Source organism: Burkholderia sp. Ac-20345 (assembly GCF_017104825.1).
Lineage (GTDB): Bacteria > Pseudomonadota > Gammaproteobacteria > Burkholderiales > Burkholderiaceae > Burkholderia > Burkholderia lata_B.
In genome coordinates, this window is the sequence record NZ_JAAGPO010000066.1 from 1 (window position 1) to 18,231 (window position 18,231).

Annotated in this window: 20 protein-coding genes; 8 read left to right on the forward strand and 12 right to left on the reverse strand. The window is 67.4% G+C overall.

The annotated features are described in order from the left end of the window. Together G3O06_RS23290 and G3O06_RS23295 are read right to left on the reverse strand one after the other, a co-directional pair. Nucleotides 1–473: RNA polymerase sigma factor (locus G3O06_RS23290; protein ID WP_205817637.1), on the reverse strand; the 473-nt coding region annotated here is incomplete at its 3' end. 177 nt (nt 474–650) lie between these two features. Next, nucleotides 651–1,562: a LysR family transcriptional regulator gene (locus G3O06_RS23295; protein WP_043188170.1), complete on the reverse strand. Its 912-nt coding sequence runs from the start codon at nt 1,560–1,562 to the stop codon at nt 651–653. A 172-nt stretch (nt 1,563–1,734) separates the two neighbouring features. Between G3O06_RS23295 and gcl the strand changes: the two genes are divergently transcribed. The 5 genes from gcl to lysM all read left to right on the forward strand — a co-directional run bounded on the left by gcl (nt 1,735) and on the right by lysM (nt 6,249). After that, nucleotides 1,735–3,510, forward strand: coding sequence for a glyoxylate carboligase (gcl, locus tag G3O06_RS23300; RefSeq protein ID WP_174914744.1), 1,776 nt, complete (start codon nt 1,735–1,737; stop codon nt 3,508–3,510). A gap of 43 nt (nt 3,511–3,553) precedes the next feature. Then, entirely contained in the window at nt 3,554–4,363 is an 810-nt protein-coding gene (gene hyi, locus G3O06_RS23305) for a hydroxypyruvate isomerase (protein WP_205817638.1), read from the forward strand. Between the two features lie 41 nt (nt 4,364–4,404). Then, complete coding sequence (locus G3O06_RS23310; RefSeq protein WP_174961028.1) at nt 4,405–5,295, forward strand: 2-hydroxy-3-oxopropionate reductase; 891 nt, start codon at nt 4,405–4,407, stop codon at nt 5,293–5,295. Nucleotides 5,296–5,641: 346 nt separating this feature from the next. Continuing rightward, complete coding sequence (locus G3O06_RS49790; protein WP_277403746.1) at nt 5,642–5,767, forward strand: hypothetical protein; 126 nt, start codon at nt 5,642–5,644, stop codon at nt 5,765–5,767. 11 nt (nt 5,768–5,778) lie between these two features. Beyond that, nucleotides 5,779–6,249 carry a peptidoglycan-binding protein LysM gene (gene lysM, locus G3O06_RS23320; protein ID WP_021162125.1) on the forward strand — a complete coding sequence of 157 codons (471 nt, stop codon included), beginning with the start codon at nt 5,779–5,781 and terminating at the stop codon, nt 6,247–6,249. A gap of 98 nt (nt 6,250–6,347) precedes the next feature. Here lysM and G3O06_RS23325 read toward each other — a convergent pair whose 3' ends face one another. Beyond that, complete coding sequence (locus G3O06_RS23325) at nt 6,348–7,370, reverse strand: asparaginase (protein WP_174914738.1); 1,023 nt, start codon at nt 7,368–7,370, stop codon at nt 6,348–6,350. A 271-nt stretch (nt 7,371–7,641) separates the two neighbouring features. Between G3O06_RS23325 and G3O06_RS23330 the strand changes: the two genes are divergently transcribed. The 3 genes from G3O06_RS23330 to G3O06_RS23340 all read left to right on the forward strand — a co-directional run bounded on the left by G3O06_RS23330 (nt 7,642) and on the right by G3O06_RS23340 (nt 9,469). Continuing rightward, nucleotides 7,642–7,932 carry a PsiF family protein gene (locus tag G3O06_RS23330; RefSeq protein ID WP_174914736.1) on the forward strand — a complete coding sequence of 97 codons (291 nt, stop codon included), beginning with the start codon at nt 7,642–7,644 and terminating at the stop codon, nt 7,930–7,932. Nucleotides 7,933–8,201: 269 nt separating this feature from the next. Next, entirely contained in the window at nt 8,202–8,651 is a 450-nt protein-coding gene (locus tag G3O06_RS23335) for a hypothetical protein (protein WP_050013249.1), read from the forward strand. A 230-nt stretch (nt 8,652–8,881) separates the two neighbouring features. Further along, nucleotides 8,882–9,469, forward strand: a complete 588-nt coding sequence (locus G3O06_RS23340) for a YSC84-related protein (RefSeq protein WP_011352325.1) — start codon at nt 8,882–8,884, stop codon at nt 9,467–9,469. A 105-nt stretch (nt 9,470–9,574) separates the two neighbouring features. On the opposite strand, the gene G3O06_RS23345 is transcribed toward G3O06_RS23340, so the two are convergent. From G3O06_RS23345 to mltG, 9 genes are all read right to left on the reverse strand, one after another. Beyond that, nucleotides 9,575–10,639 (reverse strand): glycosyltransferase family 4 protein, encoded by a 1,065-nt coding sequence (locus tag G3O06_RS23345; RefSeq protein ID WP_174997942.1) that lies wholly within the window; start codon nt 10,637–10,639, stop codon nt 9,575–9,577. Nucleotides 10,640–10,863: 224 nt separating this feature from the next. Beyond that, nucleotides 10,864–12,039: an AAA family ATPase gene (locus G3O06_RS23350; RefSeq protein WP_174979798.1), complete on the reverse strand. Its 1,176-nt coding sequence runs from the start codon at nt 12,037–12,039 to the stop codon at nt 10,864–10,866. A 30-nt stretch (nt 12,040–12,069) separates the two neighbouring features. Next, nucleotides 12,070–13,242 carry a mechanosensitive ion channel domain-containing protein gene (locus G3O06_RS23355; protein WP_205817639.1) on the reverse strand — a complete coding sequence of 391 codons (1,173 nt, stop codon included), beginning with the start codon at nt 13,240–13,242 and terminating at the stop codon, nt 12,070–12,072. 89 nt (nt 13,243–13,331) lie between these two features. Beyond that, on the reverse strand, nt 13,332–13,688 hold the full coding sequence (locus G3O06_RS23360) for a Rap1a/Tai family immunity protein (protein ID WP_006485939.1): 357 nt from the start codon (nt 13,686–13,688) through the stop codon (nt 13,332–13,334). A gap of 119 nt (nt 13,689–13,807) precedes the next feature. Further along, entirely contained in the window at nt 13,808–14,518 is a 711-nt protein-coding gene (locus G3O06_RS23365; RefSeq protein WP_174914728.1) for an ankyrin repeat domain-containing protein, read from the reverse strand. 43 nt (nt 14,519–14,561) lie between these two features. Further along, complete coding sequence (locus G3O06_RS23370) at nt 14,562–15,341, reverse strand: TatD family hydrolase (RefSeq protein WP_205817640.1); 780 nt, start codon at nt 15,339–15,341, stop codon at nt 14,562–14,564. Between the two features lie 141 nt (nt 15,342–15,482). Next, nucleotides 15,483–16,511, reverse strand: coding sequence for a DNA polymerase III subunit delta' (locus tag G3O06_RS23375; RefSeq protein WP_205817641.1), 1,029 nt, complete (start codon nt 16,509–16,511; stop codon nt 15,483–15,485). 19 nt (nt 16,512–16,530) lie between these two features. Further along, nucleotides 16,531–17,151, reverse strand: coding sequence for a dTMP kinase (gene tmk, locus G3O06_RS23380; protein WP_174914722.1), 621 nt, complete (start codon nt 17,149–17,151; stop codon nt 16,531–16,533). Then, a complete protein-coding gene (gene mltG / locus G3O06_RS23385; RefSeq protein WP_174914720.1) occupies nt 17,151–18,170 on the reverse strand; it encodes an endolytic transglycosylase MltG in 1,020 nt (339 codons plus the stop codon). Before mltG ends, tmk begins: the two co-directional genes overlap by 1 nt. Nucleotides 18,171–18,231 lie beyond the last annotated feature (61 nt).

The window sequence follows — 18,231 nt, forward strand, 5'->3', positions numbered from 1 at the left end:
TCGCGGTAACTCAGGTCCTCCATCTCGCGCAGCACGAGCACCTCGCGGTATTCGGGCGGCAGCTTCGCGAGCGCTTCATTCACGAGCCGCACGTTCTCGCCGCGCAGCAGGTGCGCGAGCGGATCCTCGCTCGCCGGTTGCCAGTCGTCGGGCACGTCGGTGTCGTCGAGCGTCTCGGGCAGCGCGACCTCGTGCGCATGCGTGCGGCGCCGCCATTCCGTGTACCAGGTGTGGCGCACGATCGTCAGCAGCCACGGCCGCGCGTTGTCGCCGCGACACGAATCGACGAAGCGCAGCGCGCGCATGCACGCGTCCTGGACGACGTCGTCCGCATCGCCGGCGCTGCCGCTCAGCCAGCGCGCGAGGTTGTACGCGGCGTCGAGATGCGGCAGCACGAGCGTGCGAAACCGCTCGCCGCGTGCGACCGCGTCGTCCGCCGACCGCTCATCGACCGCCTGTCCGGCTTGCCCCACATGACCTCCCTGGTCCCGGCGGCCGAAGCCGCGCCCGTTCCGCGCACGGTGCCCGGACAGACCGGCAACGTGCACGCTCGATGACCTTACCGTCGTTGCGTCGAGTTTATTCCCGCGCCGCGCGTCCGAAGCGCAAAAAATCGTCGTGCGGCCCGCTAGTCGGGACGTCCGCGCCGGTTACGGCGTGGTGCTCCAGTAGCCGGGGCTGGCGTAAGCGGCGCGCAGGTAGTCGATGAAGTAGCGCACGCGCGCCGGCACGTAGCGCTGCTGCGGGTAGACCGCGAGGATGTCGTAGTCGGGCAGCGCATATTCGTCGAGCACGGTCTCGAGCTCGCCCGTCTCGAGCTGCGCGGCGATTTCCCACGTCGAGCGCCAGCCGAGCCCGAGGCCTTCGGCCACCCAGCGGTGCAGCAGCTCGCCGTCGTTGCAGTCGAGATTGCCCGCCACGCGCATCGTCGCGATCTTGCCGTGGCGCTGGAAATACCAGCCGCGGTTCTGCCCGCCCTGCAGGTTGAACGCGAGGCAGTTGTGCTTGAGCAGGTCGTCGAGCGACTTCGGCCGGCCGTGCCGGCGGAAATACTCGGGCGTGCCGCACACGACGCGCCGGTTCGACGCGAGTTTCACCGCGACGAAGTTCGGATCGACGGCCCCGCCGATCCGGATCGACAGGTCGTAGCCTTCGCGCACGAGATCGACGACGCGGTCGGTCAGGTTGAACGACAGCTGCATCTCGGGCTTGTCGACCAGAAAACCGGGTGCGTGCGGCGCGACGTGCTTGCGCCCGAACGCGGCCGGCGCGGACACGATCAGGTGCCCGCTGACCGCGCGCCGCCCGGCGGCCAGCTCGTTCTCGGCCTGGTCCCATTCGGAGAGGAGGCCGCGGCAGCGCTCGAGGAACGCCGCGCCCTCCTCGCTGACCACCAGCCGCCGCGTCGAGCGGTACATCAGCTTCACGCCGAGACGCTTTTCGAGCGCGTCGATGCGCCGCCCGAGCACGACCGGCGACACGCCCTCCTCGAGCGCCGCCGCCGCGAGGCTGCCGGCATCGGCCACCCGCACGAACGTCTCGATCTGCTTGAAGCGATCCATCTCCCGTCTCCGTCTCTGTTCCGGCACCGGCGGAAAGCCCCGCCCGGCCGTCATTCCATACTTTTAGTTTCGAAAAAAGCGACTCCGGCTGATCTTATCAAACCTTTCCTGCGTCCCTAAAGTGTCCCCAACAGACCCATTTGCAAGATCCACCCCATTCAAGGAGACATTCATGGCCAAGATGAGAGCCGTCGACGCAGCTGTGCTCGTGCTCGAGAAAGAAGGCATCCAGACCGCGTTCGGCGTGCCGGGCGCAGCGATCAACCCGTTCTACTCCGCGATGCGCAAGTCGGGTGGCATCAGCCACGTGCTGGCACGCCACGTCGAAGGCGCGTCGCACATGGCCGAAGGCTTCACGCGGGCCGCCCCGGGCAACATCGGCGTGTGCATCGGCACGTCGGGCCCCGCCGGCACCGACATGATCACCGGCCTCTACTCCGCATCGGCCGACTCGATTCCGATCCTCGCGATCACGGGCCAGGCACCGCGTGCCCGCCTGTACAAGGAAGACTTCCAGGCCGTCGACATCGAATCGATCGCGAAGCCCGTCACGAAGTGGGCCGTCACCGTGCGCGAGCCGGCGCTCGTGCCGCGCGTGTTCCAGCAGGCATTCCACCTGATGCGCTCGGGCCGTCCGGGCCCGGTGCTCGTGGACCTGCCGATCGACGTGCAGCTCGCCGAAATCGAATTCGACATCGATACGTATGAACCGCTGCCGGTCTACAAGCCTGCGGCCACCCGCGCGCAGATCGAGAAGGCGCTCACGATGCTGAACGACGCGGACAAGCCGCTGATCGTATCGGGCGGCGGCGTGCTCAACGCAGCGGCGGAAGACCTGCTCGTCCAGTTCGCCGAAACGATCGGCGTGCCGGTGATCCCGACGCTGATGTCGTGGGGCGCGATTCCGGACGACCACCCGCTGATGGCCGGCATGGTCGGCCTGCAGACGTCGCACCGCTACGGCAACGCGACGATGCTCGCGTCCGACTTCGTGCTCGGCATCGGCAACCGTTGGGCGAACCGCCACACGGGCAGCGTCGAGGTCTACACGAAGGGCCGCAAGTTCGTGCACGTCGACATCGAGCCGACGCAGATCGGCCGCGTGTTCGGCCCGGATCTCGGCATCGTGTCCGACGCGAAGGCCGCGCTGGAACTGTTCGTCGCCGTGGCGCAGGAATGGAAGGCCGCCGGCAAGCTGAAGGACCGCAGCGCATGGGTCGCCGACTGCCAGGCACGCAAGCGCACGCTGCAGCGCAAGACGCACTTCGACAACGTGCCGGTCAAGCCGCAGCGCGTGTACGAAGAGATGAACAAGGTGTTCGGCCGCGATACGTGCTACGTCAGCACGATCGGCCTGTCGCAGATCGCCGCCGCGCAGTTCCTGCACGTGTTCAAGGCACGTAACTGGATCAACTGCGGCCAGGCCGGCCCGCTCGGCTGGACGATCCCCGCCGCGCTCGGCGTGCGTGCAGCGGACCCGAGCCGCCCGATCGTCGCGCTGTCCGGCGACTACGACTTCCAGTTCATGATCGAGGAACTGGCAGCCGGCGCGCAATTCAAGCTGCCGTACGTGCACGTCGTCGTGAACAACTCGTACCTCGGGCTGATCCGCCAGGCGCAGCGTGCGTTCGACATGGACTACTGCGTGCAGCTCGCGTTCGACAACGTGAACGCGCCGGAACTGAACGGCTATGGCGTCGACCACGTGGCCGTCGCGGAAGGTCTCGGCTGCAAGGCGCTGCGCGTGTTCAAGCCGGAAGAGATTGAGCCGGCGCTGCGCCAGGCGCAAACGCTCGCCGAAGAGTTCAGCGTGCCGGTGGTCGTGGAAGTGATCCTCGAGCGTGTGACGAACATCTCGATGGGTACCGAAATCGACGCGATCAACGAATTCGAGGATCTCGCCGAAAAGGCCGAGCACGCACCGACCGCGATCTCGATGCTCGACTGAACCGCACGACATTTTTGACTGACCGACCGAAGAGGCTTAGCTCATGCCGAAGTTTGCTGCAAACCTGACCATGCTGTTCAACGAAGTGCCGTTCCTCGACCGCTTCAAGGCGGCCGCCGATGCGGGCTTCGATGCCGTCGAGTTCCTGTTCCCGTATCCGTACGCGAAAGAGGAACTCGCCGAGCGGCTCGAGACGCATCGCCTGCGCCTCGTGCTGCACAACCTGCCCGCGGGCAACTGGGACCAGGGCGAGCGCGGCATCGCGTGCCTGCCCGATCGCGTCGGCGAGTTCCAGGAAGGTGTCGGTCGTGCGATCGAGTACGCGAAGGCGCTGAAGGTGCCGCAGCTGAACTGCCTCGTCGGCATCCCGTCGGCAAGCACGGCGCGCGACAAGACGTTCGTCACGATCGTCGACAACCTGCGCTTTGCCGCCGATGCGCTCAAGCGCGAAGGCATCCGGCTGCTCGTCGAGCCGTGCAACAGCTTCGACATCCCGGGCTTCGCGCTGAACCGCTCGTCGGAAGGGCTCGACGTGATCCGCGCGGTCGGCTCGGACAACCTGTTCCTGCAGTACGACATCTATCACATGCAGCGCATGGAAGGCGAACTGGCCGCGACGATCGAACGCAACCTCGCATCGATCGGCCACGTCCAGCTCGCGGACAACCCGGGCCGTAACGAGCCGGGCACGGGCGAGATCAACTACGCGTTCCTGTTCGTGCTGCTCGACCGGCTCGGCTATGCCGGCTACGTCGGCTGCGAATACAAGCCCCGCACCACCACGACGGAAGGCCTCGGCTGGCTGCAAAGCGTCGCCGGCTGCGCACCGGGCTCGGCGCGTCGCGCCGCCTGAGATCCGCCCTTTCCGTTTTCAGCCCTATAGGAGACTTTCACATGGCAACCATCGGTTTCATCGGCCTCGGCATCATGGGCGCGCACATGGCGCGCAACCTGCTCAAGGGCGACCACCAGCTCGTCGTGAACGGCGCGTTCCCGATCCCCGACGACCTGCGTGCAAGCGCGAAGGTCGTCGCAAACTCGACCGAAGTCGCACAGAACGCGGACATCATCATCGCGATGGTGCCGGATACGCCGGACGTGCGTAACGTGCTGTTCGCCGACGACGGCGTCGCGAAGGGCCTGACGGCCGGCAAGCTCGTGATCGACATGAGCTCGATCTCGCCGCTCGACACGCAGGAATTCGCGAAGCAGATCAATGCACTCGGTTGCGACTACCTCGACGCACCGGTGTCCGGCGGCGAAGTCGGTGCACGCGAAGCGACGCTGACGATCATGGTCGGCGGCCCCGAGGCGGCATTCGAGCGCGCGAAGCCGCTGTTCGAGAAGATGGGCAAGAACATCACGCTCGTCGGCGACAACGGCGCGGGCCAGACCTGCAAGGTCGCGAACCAGATCATCGTCGCGCTGAACATCGAAGCGGTCGGCGAAGCGCTGCTGTTCGCCGCACGTTCGGGCGCGGATCCGGAGCGCGTGCGCCAGGCGCTGATGGGCGGCTTCGCCGCATCGCGCATCCTCGAAGTGCACGGCGCGCGGATGACGAAGCGCACGTTCGATCCGGGCTTCCGCATCGAGCTGCACCAGAAGGACCTGAACCTCGCGCTCGACGGCGCACGCAAGCTCGGCCTCGCGCTGCCGCACACGGCGAGCGCGCAACAGCTGTTCAGCGTGTGTGCAGCACACGGCGGCAAGGCATGGGATCACTCGGCACTCGTGCGCGCGCTCGAGATCATGTCGAACTTCGAGATCGAGAAGACGGCAGGCTGAACGCAGGCCGCCTCGCGCGGCTGCCTTCGATCGATGCGGTAACGCGCTGTCCGTCGCGATGACGGACACGCGAATGACACACGTGACCGGCACGGCCGGTCGCATCGATGCGCGACGCATTCGCGCATCACGGTGGGGCGCCCCGCCCTGCACTGCCGACGGCATGCGGGACGGGGCGAAAAACGCCGCTCTGGGCTGAGAGCGGCGTGGTGGGGTCCGCAGCGGCACCCGGCGACGCCGGGGAAGCCTTGGTCGGTCAGACGTCGTCGTCGGGTGTCCGCCTGTCGGATTTTGCGTATTACATTTCTTTACGTTCAAGCGTGCGATTTTTCATGCAATCGTCGTCATGAACGCCTACACTTTCGCCACGCCTTTCGAGAAAACCGCCGCGCTAGCGTTCACCTCCGGTGACCGCACCCAGCGCGGTGTTTTTTTCGCCACTTCACGGCGCGTTTTCTTTTCAACCACCTAAGGAGTGCAACGATGGGTCTTCTTTCGTTTATCAAAGAGGCGGGTGAAAAACTGCTGGGTCATGCCGATGCGCAAGCAGCGGAAGATCCGAATGCCGCCAACCAGACCGCGGCCGATGCCATCAAGAACTACATCAACACGCAAGGTCTCGATACGTCGAACCTGACCGTGGCGTTCGACGGCGCATCGCGCACCGTGACGCTGTCGGGCAGCGTCGCCGACCTCGACACGAAGGCCAAGGTCAAGGTCGCGGCCGGCAACGTGCAGGGCGTCGCGGGCGTCAACGACGACGATCTGCAACCGGACGATCCGGAAGTGCAGTACCACGACGTGAAGCCGGGCGACACGCTGTCGGCGATCGCCAAGGAAGTCTATGGCGATGCGAACAAGTACCCGGCGATCTTCGAGGCGAACAAGCCGATGCTGTCGAGCCCGGACCGGATCTACCCGGGCCAGAAGCTCGTGATTCCGCCGCAGTCCTGAGCATTCCTGCCGGGCTGACACGAAAAAAAAGCAGGCCATCGGCCTGCTTTTTTTCATGGTGACGCGTGCCGCCCGAGCAGCACGTATCGATCACCGGGTCACACCGTATCGAACACGCGTTGCAGTTCGTCGCGGCCGTGAATGCCGTTCGCGAGCGCGAGCATCAGCAGCACGCGTGCCTTGAACGGGTTCAGCGACCCTGCGCTCACGAAGCCGAGCGCATCGTCGCTCGCGGCGCCGTTTCGCATCACGTGCCCCGACCCGACGCGCGAGGCGCGAACTACCGCAACGCCCGCGTTCACCGCATCGGCCAGCGCCGCCTGCAGCGTCGCATGAATCGAGCCGTTGCCGGTGCCCGCCACGACGAGGCCGCGCACGCCGGCCGCGACCAGCGCGTCGACGGCCGTGCGCGTCACGCCCGCATAGCTGGCGACGACTTCGACGGGCGGCCACGCCGCGGCGATCGCCAGTTGCGTGTCGCGCGAACGCGTGACGCGGCGCGCGAATTCGACCCGGCCGTCCTGCACCCAGCCGAGTGCGCCGAGTTCCGGCGACTGGAACGCGTCGACCGCATAGGTGCTCGTCTTCACGACGTCGCGCGCGCCGTGGATCCGGTTGTTGAACGCGACCAGCACGCCCTGCCCGCGCGCGGACGGATGCGCGGCCACCGTCACCGCGTTCAGCAGGTTCAGCGGGCCATCGGATGACAGCGCGGTCGCCGGCCGCATCGCGGCCGTCAGCACGACCGGCTTGTCGCCCTTGACGACCAGGTGCAGCGCATACGCGGTTTCCTCGAGCGTGTCGGTGCCGTGGGTGATCACGATGCCGTCGACCGCCGGATCGGCCATCAGCGCGTCGATCCGCGCGGCGAGCATGTTCCACAGCGGCAGCGCGAGATCCTTGCTGTCGATGCTGGCGATCTGCTCGGCGTCGATACGCGCGACGGACGTGAGCGCCGGTACCGCGTCGACCAGGAAATTGACGCCGAGCGCGCCGGCCTGGTAGCCGGCCGTGCTGGCCGCGTCGGGCGCGGCGCCGGCGATCGTGCCGCCGGTGGCGAGCACGGCGATGCGCGGCAGCGCCGCCGCGGACGAAGGAGATGCGGAATTCGGAGTATTCATGGCCGCGATTGTAAAGGCTGGCGGCCGGGATCCGGCAGGTTCCGGCGCGGCAGCCGAGGCCGGCCGCCGCACCTCATGGTTTGTCCCGATCGTCCGGCCGCGCGCGCCGTCAACGGCCGTGGTGTCCGCAACGTTATAGAAAGTGCCGTTTTGGTGTTTTCACATTGATTTGCCATAATCGGAACGCGCAGCGCGATGCGGCCCTATCCTCATCGCGCGGTGCTTCGTGACGGCGTCGATAACACGCAATTCACCCCATGGGAGTGTCGAAATGAAAATCCAATCGCTCGTAGCCGCCGTGCTTCTCGGCGGCATGCTGGCTTCCCCCGCGTTCGCGGCGAACAGCCAGCAGGACAAGATGAAGGCCTGCAACACCCAGGCAACCGGCAAGACGGGCGACGAACGCAAGGCGTTCATGAAGGACTGCCTGTCGGCGAAGCCCGCGAAGGCAATGTCGCAGCAGGAAAAGATGAAGGCGTGCAATACGCAAGCCACCGGCAAGAAAGGCGACGACCGCAAGGCGTTCATGAAGAGCTGCCTGAGCAGCCAGCCGGCAGCCTGAGTCCCGGCGCTCCCGTATCGAATGCCGCGCACCGTTTCGGCGGGCGCGGCATTTTTGTTTTCGTTGCACGCGCATCGACGCGCCCCGCCCCCCGCTTCTCCCACGCCTCCCGCCCCGCTTTTGCGGTCCGCCGTACCGGCGCCGCCACATGGTGCGGCAATTCGCCGCGTTTTCTTCTATGATGGCTGCAACGCGGCCCATCCAAGTACAAGAAGCGCCATCGGGCCGCCCTCGAGACAGACGCTCACACGCGTCAAACGGAGGCATGGATGGCATGGAGACAACACCGCTGGTTCCGCCGCTGGCTGATCGTGATCGTATTCTGGGCCGTGCCCGTCGCGATCGTCGCCGTGCGCGAGATCCGCGAGGAAATGGCGTACAACAAGGCCGACCTGCAGCTCGCGCTGACCACCTGGCAGCTCACCGACGCGCAGCAGGCAGCCGGCGCCGCCGCGAAGTGCCACGGGGATCCTGACGAGGCGCGCGCGGCCGGCTGTCCGGCCGACGTGCTCGCCGCCAATGCGCCGCGCCAGCAGGCGGCCCGCGACGAATACGTGGTGCGCCGCAATACGCTTGCGGGCTACCTGTGGCATGCGTTCGTCGGCTACTGGGTCGTGCCGGCCGCGTTCCTGTTCGCCTGCGGCGTCGTGATCGCGCTGATCCGCCGCGCGCTGCGCCGCCCGCCAATCAAGCCGCCTGTGCCGCCCGTCACGCATTGATGCGCGCGGCAGGCGCCGCCGTCCGACCAACCGCCGTGTTTCCCGCATGCCGACCCGGTGCCGGTGCGCGGGCGCCGGTACGTCCGTTGGCGCGCCGCGACATCCCCACGCGATTTGACGCTTTTTCACGCCGCGACGAAAAGAGGCTGTAATCCGCTGTGATATAACTGCCGACGTGATCCGCTCCCTGAGCGAGACTCACTCCGAACATCATCCGATGGAGAAGAACGATGCAAAAACGGAATCTTGTGCTGAAAGCCGCCGCCGCGCTCATCGTCGGTAGCCTCGCGCTCACCGGTTGCACCACCACCCCGGACAAGCCGGACAACGCCGCAACCAACGCGTCGAAGCGCCAGGCAATCGACTCGAGCGTCGACGCCACGCTGTCGCGCATGTACTCCACGGTCAAGGGTTCGCGTGAACTCGTCGCGAAGTCGCGCGGCGTGCTCGTCTTCCCGGACGTCATCCAGGCCGGCTTCATCGTCGGCGGCCAGTCCGGCAACGGCGCACTGCGCGTCGGCGGCAGCACGGTCGGCTACTACAACACGTCGTCGCTGTCGGTCGGCCTGCAGGCCGGTGCACAGTCGAAGGCGATCGTGTTCCTGTTCATGACGCAGGAAGCGCTCGACGAATTCCGCGGCTCGGATGGCTGGGCAGCCGGCGCCGGCGCGTCGGTCGCGCTCGTGAAGATGGGCGCGAACGGTGCGGTCGACACGACCACGGCCACAGCGCCGGTCCAGGTCGTCGTGCTGACGAACGCGGGCCTGATGGGCGACGTGTCGATCAACGGCACGAAGGTCTCGAAGCTGAAGATCTGACGCTCGCGCACCGCCCGTGCGCACGGCGCGCGGGCCATGCAAAAACGGCGATGTCCTTGCGGGCATCGCCGTTTTTTTATCCGCGCGCGTCGTGCGCCACGCGTGTCAGGTCGTCGAGTCGATCACCTTGAAGCGCGAGCGTTTCTGCGCACGGATCACCGACTGGTAGACGTCGACATACTGCTGCGCCATGCGGCGCGACGTGAAGCGCGCCTCGAAGCGCTGCCGCACGCGCGCGCGCGGCAGCAGGTGCAGCCGGTTCACGGCGGCCACCGCGCTGATTTCATCCTCGACGATGAAACCCGACACGCCCTCGTCCACCACTTCGGGCACCGCGCCGCGATTGAACGCGATCACCGGCGTGCCGCACGACATCGCCTCGATCATCACGAGGCCGAACGGCTCCGGCCAGTCGATCGGGAACAGCAGCGCATGCGCGCCCGACAGGAACTCGGCCTTCTGGTGATCCGCGATCTCGCCGATGAATTCGACGTGCGGCAACGCGAAGAGCGGCTTGATCTCGCGCTCGAAGTACTCCTGGTCGGCCGCATCGATCTTCGCGGCGATCTTGATCGGCAGCCCGCACTGGCGGGCGATGCGGATCGCCGTGTCGACGCGCTTCTCCGGCGAGATGCGGCCGAGGAACGCGAGATAGCGCGGCTCGACCGGCTGCGGCATGTACAGCGTATCGGGCAGCCCGTGGTAGACGGTCGTCAGCCATTTCGCCTGCGGCAGCGGCTGGCGCTGCGAGTTCGAAATCGAGATCACCGGCGCCGTGTTGAACGTGTCGAACACCGGCTGCTGCTCGGGCAGGTCGAGCCGGCCGTGCAGCGTCGTCACGTAAGGTGTTTCCTGCCGGTTGAAGACCGAGAACGAGTAGTAGTCCATGTGGAAATGGAGCACGTCGAAGTCCTTCGCGCGGCGCGCGACCGTCTCCATCAGCAGCATGTGCGGCGCGACCCGGTCGCGGATCGACGAATCGAGCCGCAGCGCGCGCGGCCAGACCGGCTCGAGCTTCGCCCGCGTCGTCGAATCGCCGCTGGCGAACAGCGTCACATCATGGCCGAGATCGACGAGCGCCTCGGTGATGTAGGACACGACGCGCTCCGTGCCGCCGTACAGCTTCGGCGGTACCGATTCGGTCAGCGGCGCGATCTGGGCAATTCTCATGGTCCACGTCTCCTGTGTCCTGTCCGTTGCCGCACGGCCGGCGGGCCTCTACGCTTTCGCGCCCCGCTCGCCCCCATGCAGCGCTGGCCGGCACGGCGCCAGCCGGCTATCTCTTCATTATTCGCGATCCCGCTGCGCGGAACCGCCCGTCTTTCATTTTATGGGTGTTGTTACAGACAGGATACATTCCGCCTGCCGGGCCGATCCGGCCCCCGATGCGACGGTCAGCGCGACGGCCACTTCCAAGCCGGCAGGTCGCGCGTATCGGCATCGACGAGCCCCGTCGCGCCGAGCTGCTTGTCGAGCACCAGCGATTCGCAGCCGGCCTCGCGCTCGAGCGTCGCAATGAGCCGGGCCGCGTGCGACACGACGAGCACCTGCGAACGCCGCGCCGCCTGCGCGATCAGGCGACCGAGCGCCGGCAGCAGATCCGGATGCAGGCTCGTCTCCGGTTCGTTCAGCACCATCAGCGCGGGCGGCCGCGGCGTCAGCAGCGCGGCCGCGAGCAGCAGGTAGCGCAGCGTGCCGTCCGACAGCTCTGCCGCCGCAAGCGGCCGCAGCAGCCCCGGCTGGCGCATCAGCACGTCGAAGCGGCCACGGCCGCCCGGATTGTCGATCTCGACCGACGCGCCGGGAAACGCGTCGTCGATCGCCGCATCGAGTGCCGCGCCGTCGCCGATTTCGCGGATCGTCTGCAACGCGGCGGCCAGGTCGGCGCCGTCGTCCGCGAGCACCGGCGTATGGGTGCCGATGTGCGACTGCCGCGCCGGCGCCTGCGCATCGGTCCGGAAATGGTCGTAGAAACGCCACGAGCGGATCCGCTCTCGCACCGCGATCATCTCGGGCGCACCGGTCGGATCGGCGAACTCGGTCATCATGCTGTCGAAGCTGGCAACCGGCTGCGGAATCGTCTGCCAGTCTCCCGATGCGGTGCGCGCGCGGATCTGCGCGCCCTGCCGGTCGACCAGCAGCGTCGACGGACGCAGCAGCGCGCCGCCCCAGATGCATTCGCGCTTGACCACCGGATCGAGCCCGAACTCCGAGCGGCTCGGGATCGGCAGGCCGAGATCGATCGAGTAGCCGAAATCGTCGCAGGCGAAGCCGAGCTTCAGGCTCACGGGCCCCTTGCGCACCGTGCCGGTCACCGGCACGTCGCCGTCCAGCATCGCCCGCGAGAAGCGCTCGGGGCCGGCCCACAGCGTCGACGGCAACCCGCCTTCGCGGGCAAGCGACGGGATCACGCGCCCCTGCGCGGTATCGGCGAGCAGCCGCAGTGCGCGGTACACGCTCGACTTGCCGCTGCCGTTCGGCCCCGTGACGACGTTGAGCGCCGCGAGCGGCACGATCAGCTCGCGCAGCGAGCGGTAATTGGCGATGGCGAGCGTGTTCAGCGCAGTCATGACGATGGAGGGCGGGCATGCGGGCCGCTGTCAGCGGCTTTCGGCGGCCTGCGGATCGGCCGCGGTGTTGGCCGCCGTACTGGCGGCGGGCGTCCGCGCGTGCGGCCGTTCGGGGTTCGGCGCATCCGGCACGGAATCATGCGGATACAGTTCCATCCGGCTGCGCGGCAGGCATTGCGGGTAACGGTCCTGCAGGTAGGCGATCAGCCCTTCGCGCACGCGGCAGCGCAGGTCCCAGCACGACGACGAATCGGCCGCGCTGACGAGCGCGCGCAACTGCATCGCGCGTTCCGTCGCGTCGGTCACCTGCAGCACCTGCACGCGGCCGTCCCATTCGGGCGCCGCATGGACGAGCCGTGCGAGTTCCTCGCGCAGCGGTGCGACCGGCGTGCGGTAATCGACCGACAGGTAGACCGTGCCGATGATTTCCGAGCTGTTGCGCGTCCAGTTCGTGAACGGGTTCTCGATGATCCACTGCAGCGGCACGACGAGGCGCCGCTGGTCCCACAGCCGCACCGACACGAACGAACCGGTGATTTCCTCGATGCGCCCCCACTCGCCCTGGATCACGACCACGTCGTCGAGCCGGATCGGCTGCGTGAGCGCGATCTGCAGCCCGGCGATCAGGTTGCCGAGCACCGGCCGCGCGGCGATACCGGCGACCAGGCCCGCGACGCCGGCCGACGCCAGCAGGCTCGCGCCGACCTGGCGCACGTTCGGGAACGTCATCAGCGCGGCGCCGGTGCCGATGATCACGATCAGCACCATCACGGTCCGCACGAGCACCCTGGCCTGCGTATGGATGCGCCGGGCCTGGAGGTTGTCGGCCGTATCGATCGGATGCGCCTGGATGATGGCGTCGCCGACGCCGGCTGCGAGCCGCACCAGCAGCCACGTGAGCGACACGATGGAGCCGACCGCCGCCGCCGTGCGCATGCCGCGCACGAACGACATGCCGTCGTCCGCCTGGACCCACAGGAATTCGAGCGCCAGCAGCGCGAGCACGACGAGCGACGGCCTGTCGATGTAGCGCAGGATCGCGCTCATCAACGGATACGGCTGCGCGATGCGCTTGACGATGCGTGCGCCGAGACGGTGCACGATCGTGACAACCAGCAAGACGACGACCGACACGGCCAGCGTGCCGAGCCATGAATGCAGCGGCGCATCGGCGATGCGCTGCAGTTCCTCGATTGAAATCATCGGCGCCCTTGGGTGATGAGGCGCGCACGCCTCGTCCTGGATGCGTCGGCGACGCCCGGGCCACGCGCGTGCCCGGACACGGCGTCAGGTCAGTTGCCGCTCCGGCAGGGAAACGCCTTGCCGAGACCGAGCGACACCGCGGTGCTCGCGTTGTAGTCGGCCAGCTTCGGATTCTCGGCGATGTACTTGCGCACCGCGTCGGTCATCTGCTGCGCCCGGATGTCGGGCGGCAGGCAGAAATACTGGCCGACCCGCGGCCCCGTCGTGCCGCCGATCGCGTCGATGGTGTTGTAGACGCCGTCGGCGGCGCCTTCGATGTAGGCCGCGCACGACGCCCGCGACTTGACGTCCGTCTTCGCGCACAGCCGGTCGAGATCAGCGCCCGTGAAAGCCGCCGCCGACAACGGCACGGCAAACGCCGCGGCACAAAACATTGCGCGCAACATGGTGTTCCTTATGTCAATGCGGCCCGAGACCGCCTGCTGCCTTGGCCGGCGCGGCGCCGGGACGCCCTGCTCCGGCCTGAATCCGGCCGGGCGGGCACCGTCTGCCGCACCGAAAACCGTCATTTTGCACTCTTTTGTGCATCTGCCGGCGCCGACGCCCCGATGCGCGTCGTCCGCTTGCTCAGGATCTCGATCGCGTCGGGTGCGTTGTAGTGCTTCGCGAATTCGAGCGCGGTGATGCCGAGCTGGTTCTTCACCTGCGGATCGGCACCCTGGTCGAGCAGCAGCGTGACCGTCGACGCATGGTTGCCGCGTGCGGCCATCATCAGCGGCGTCGTGCCGTTCGGCGACGCGGTATCGATATACGCGTCGTGGTCGAGCAACAGCTTCACGACCGCGTCCTGGCCGTTGGTCGCCGCATAGTGCAGCGCCGCCCAGCCCTTCTTGCTGACTTCCGCGCCCTTGTCGATCAGCAGCTTGGCGAGGCCGACATCGCCGTTCAGCGATGCGAGCATCAGCGCGGTTTCGCCGGCCTTGTCTTCCTTCTCGAGGTCGACGTTCGGCGTCGTGGCGAGCGCCGCCGCGACCTTGTCGGACTTCTCGCGTGCGGCGATCACGATCAGCGGGTCGCCGTTCGGCGCGACCGTGTTCGGGTCGAGCTTGCCGCTCTTGAGCTGCTTGCCGATGTCGGCGATGTCGTCGAACTTGACGGCCTTGACGATCGCGTCGAGCGATTCGGCATGCGCGCCGGCTGCCGCGAACAGGCCGCTCGCGACGAGCGCGGCGGCAACGAGTGCACGTTTCGGCAGATGGTTGGTCGGCTTCGTCATTGTTGTGGGCTCCTTCCCTGGGTTGTCGGCTGCGCGCGCGTCGTTAGCGGGCGATCTTGAACAGCCTGAAAAAGTTCTGCGTCGTCGCATCGGCAAGCGCCTCGACGGCGATCCCGCGCTCGGATGCGATAAAGCGTCCGACATGGCTGACGTACGCAGGTTCATTCGGCTTGCCGCGATACGGCACCGGCGCGAGGTACGGCGAGTCGGTCTCGATCAGCAGCCGGTCGAGCGGCACGCGGCGCGCGACGTCCTGCACATCGGTCGCACTCTTGAACGTGACGATACCCGACAGCGAGATATGGAAGTTCTGCGCGAGCGCCTGCTCGGCCACCGTCCACGGCTCGGTGAAGCAGTGCATCACGCCGCCCGGCACGTCCGCACGCTCCTCGGCCATGATCCGCAGCGTATCTTCCGACGACGAGCGCGTGTGAATGATCAGCGGCTTCATCGTCGCGGTCGCCGCGCGGATGTGCGTGCGAAAGCGTTCGCGCTGCCATTCCATGTCGGCGATCGAGCGGCCTTCGAGACGGTAGTAGTCGAGGCCGGTTTCGCCGATCGCGACGACCTTCGGGTGCGCGGCCAGCTCGACGAGTTCCGCGAGCGTCGGCTCGCGCGCGTCCTCGTGATCGGGATGCACGCCGACCGACGCGTAGACGTTGTCGTGCGCTTCCGCGATCGCGATCACCTCCGGCAGCGTCTCGAAATCGACGGACACGCACAGCGCGTGCGTGACGTCGTGCTCGCGCATGTTCTCGAGAACGGCCGGCAGGCGGTCGGCCAGGCCCTTGAAATTGATATGGCAGTGAGAGTCGACGAACATCGTGTTTCCTGAATACGTAAGGCGGGCGCTCATGCGCGCGCCGGCATGCGGCAACGGGCGGCGTTCGCGAGCCGGCCGGCCACGGTCGCGTCGCGGCGTGGGCCGGTCATCGTTTCGCAACCCGCACGAAACAATGCCGGATCACGCGAACATTTCCCGGTATCCGAGAAACAATTCCTCGAATACGAGCCGCGCGTTGAGCGGATGGTTCTCGACCGTCCGCTGCCGCGTCACGGCCTTCATGAAGCGGGCGAACGCGTTCGCATCGACCGCTTCCGCACAGCGCGCGAGCGCCGCCGCGTGCATCGGGAAGTAGCGCGGCGCGCCCGCCATCCGCTGCGCGAGCAGGTCGTACAGCCAACGCTGCAGCCAGCCGAGCACCAGCGGCACCGGCAGCTTCTGCAGCGTCTCGCCGCACGCGAACGGGTCGCATGCCGCACCGGCCGCGAGCTGCCCGAGCGTGTAGTCGCGCAGCGGGCGGTTCTCGTCGCTCGCGAGCGCCAGCGCGGCGAGCGGCGCGCCGCCGGCCTCGGCGAGCAGCGCAGGCGCATGATCGACGCCTTGCGCGGCGAGCCAGGCCTCGGCAGCGGCGGGTGCCGGCACCGTCATCGGCCACTGCCGGCAGCGGCTGATGATGGTCGGCAGCAGGCGGTCGATGCGCGCCGACACGAGCAGGAACACGACGCCGGACGGCGGTTCCTCCAGCGTTTTCAGCAACGCGTTCGACGCGGCGACGTTGAGCGCCTCGGCCGGATACAGCACGACGACGCGCGCGCCGCCACGGTGCGAACCGACCCCGCAGAAGTCGAGCAGCGCGCGCACCTGCTCGATCTTGATTTCCTTGCTCGGCGCACGCGTCTTCTTGCCGCCTTCGTCCGCGTCGGCCGCCTTCGCGTCGTCCGCGGCGCCCGGCGCCTCGCCCGCCAGTGCCTCGGGCAGCACGATCCGGTAGTCCGGATGGTTGCCCTGCGAGAACCAGGTGCAGGCCGCGCAGGTGCCGCACGGTTCGCCGTTCGGCTGCGGCGATTCGCACAGGAAGCCCTGCGCGAGATGCTGCGCGAACTGCAGCTTGCCGATCCCGGCCTGGCCATGCAGCAGCAGCGCGTGCGGCCATTGCGCACGCAGTTGCTGCAGGCGACTCCAGTCGTCGGTCTGCCACGGATAGATCATGGGGTGCGTTCCTTGCGAATTACAGCGCGGCGAGCACGCGTTCGAGCTGCTGGCGGATCTCGGGAATCGTCTGCGTCGCGTCGACGATCGCGAAGCGGTGCGGCGCCTCTTCAGCACGCCGCAGGTATTCGCTGCGCGTGCGCGCAAAGAACGCGTCGGACTCGCTTTCGAACTTGTCGGGCATGCGCGCGGCGCCGCGGCGCTCGCTCGCAACCTGCGGCGCGACGTCGAACAGCACCGTCAGGTCGGGCTGAAAACCGCCCTGCACCCAGCGCTCGAGGGTCTCGAGCTTGTCGCGCGGCAGCCCGCGGCCGCCGCCCTGGTACGCGAACGTCGCGTCGGTGAAGCGATCGGACACGACCCAGTCGCCGCGCGCGAGCGCCGGCTCGATCACGAGCGCGAGATGCTCGCGGCGCGCGGCGAACATCAGCAGCGCTTCCGTCTCGAGATCCATCGGCTGGTTCAGCAGGATCTCGCGCAGTTTCTCGCCGAGTTGCGTGCCGCCCGGCTCGCGGGTGACGACGACCTGCCGGCCGGCCGCGGCCAGCTTGCCCTGGAGGCGTTCGCAGAACCATTGCAGGTGGGTGGTCTTCCCCGCCCCGTCGATGCCTTCGAACGTGATGAATTTACCGCTCGCCATTATTGACCTCGTATGTACTTGTCCACGGCCTTGTTGTGGTCGCCGAGCGTGTCCGAGAACACGCTCGTGCCATCGCCTTTCGCGACGAAATAGAGCGCGCTCGTCTGTGCCGGGTTGATCGCCGCCTGCAGCGCGGCCACGCCCGGCAACGCGATCGGCGTCGGCGGCAGCCCGCGTCGGGTGTAGGTATTGTAAGGAGTGTCGGCCTGCAGGTCGCGCTTGCGCAAGCGGCCGTCGTACGCGTCGCCGAGCCCGTAGATCACCGACGGATCGGTCTGCAGCGGCATGCCGATGCGCAGCCGGTTCGCGAACACGGCCGCGACGAACGCGCGATCGGCCGCATGGCCCGTTTCCTTCTCGACGATCGATGCGATCGTCAGCGCTTCGTAAGGTGTCTTGTACGGCAGGCCCGGCACGCGCGCGGCCCAGGCCTCGTCGAGACGCGTCTGCATCAGATGGTACGCGCGCCGGTAGATGTTCAGGTCGCTCGTGCCCTTGTCGAACAGATAGGTATCGGGGAAGAACAGCCCCTCGCCGCTGCCGCGCTGCACCGCGTTGTCCGACGCGCCGATCGCGCGCAGCAGCTCGGCGTCGCTCATGCCGGCCGTCGAGTGCGCAAGATCGGGGTTCGAGTCGAGTTCCGCACGCATGCGCTTGAAGGTCCAGCCTTCGATGACCGTCGCGACGTATTCGTTCACGTCGCCGCGCGCGATCTTCTGCAGGACCTCGTAAGGCGTGATGCCGGTCTTGAATTCATAGTTGCCGGACTTGAGCCGGCCCGACAGCCCGAGCACGCGCGTCATCGCGACGAAACCGAGCGGCTCGACCGGCACGCCGCCGTGCTTCAACTGCAGCGCGACGCTCTTCACGCTGCTGCGCGGCTTGATCGTGACGTCGAGCGATGCCGAACCCAGCAGCAATGGCCGGGTTGCCCAGTAATACCCGCCGCCCGCGCCGGCAGCGGCCACAACGACGGCCAGCGCCACGATCGTCGCGGCGCATTTCTTCAGTAGGGACATGGAAACGTGACTCAGGTAAGACCCATATAATACTTGCTCGCCTCCGTCAAAGTCAGGGTTG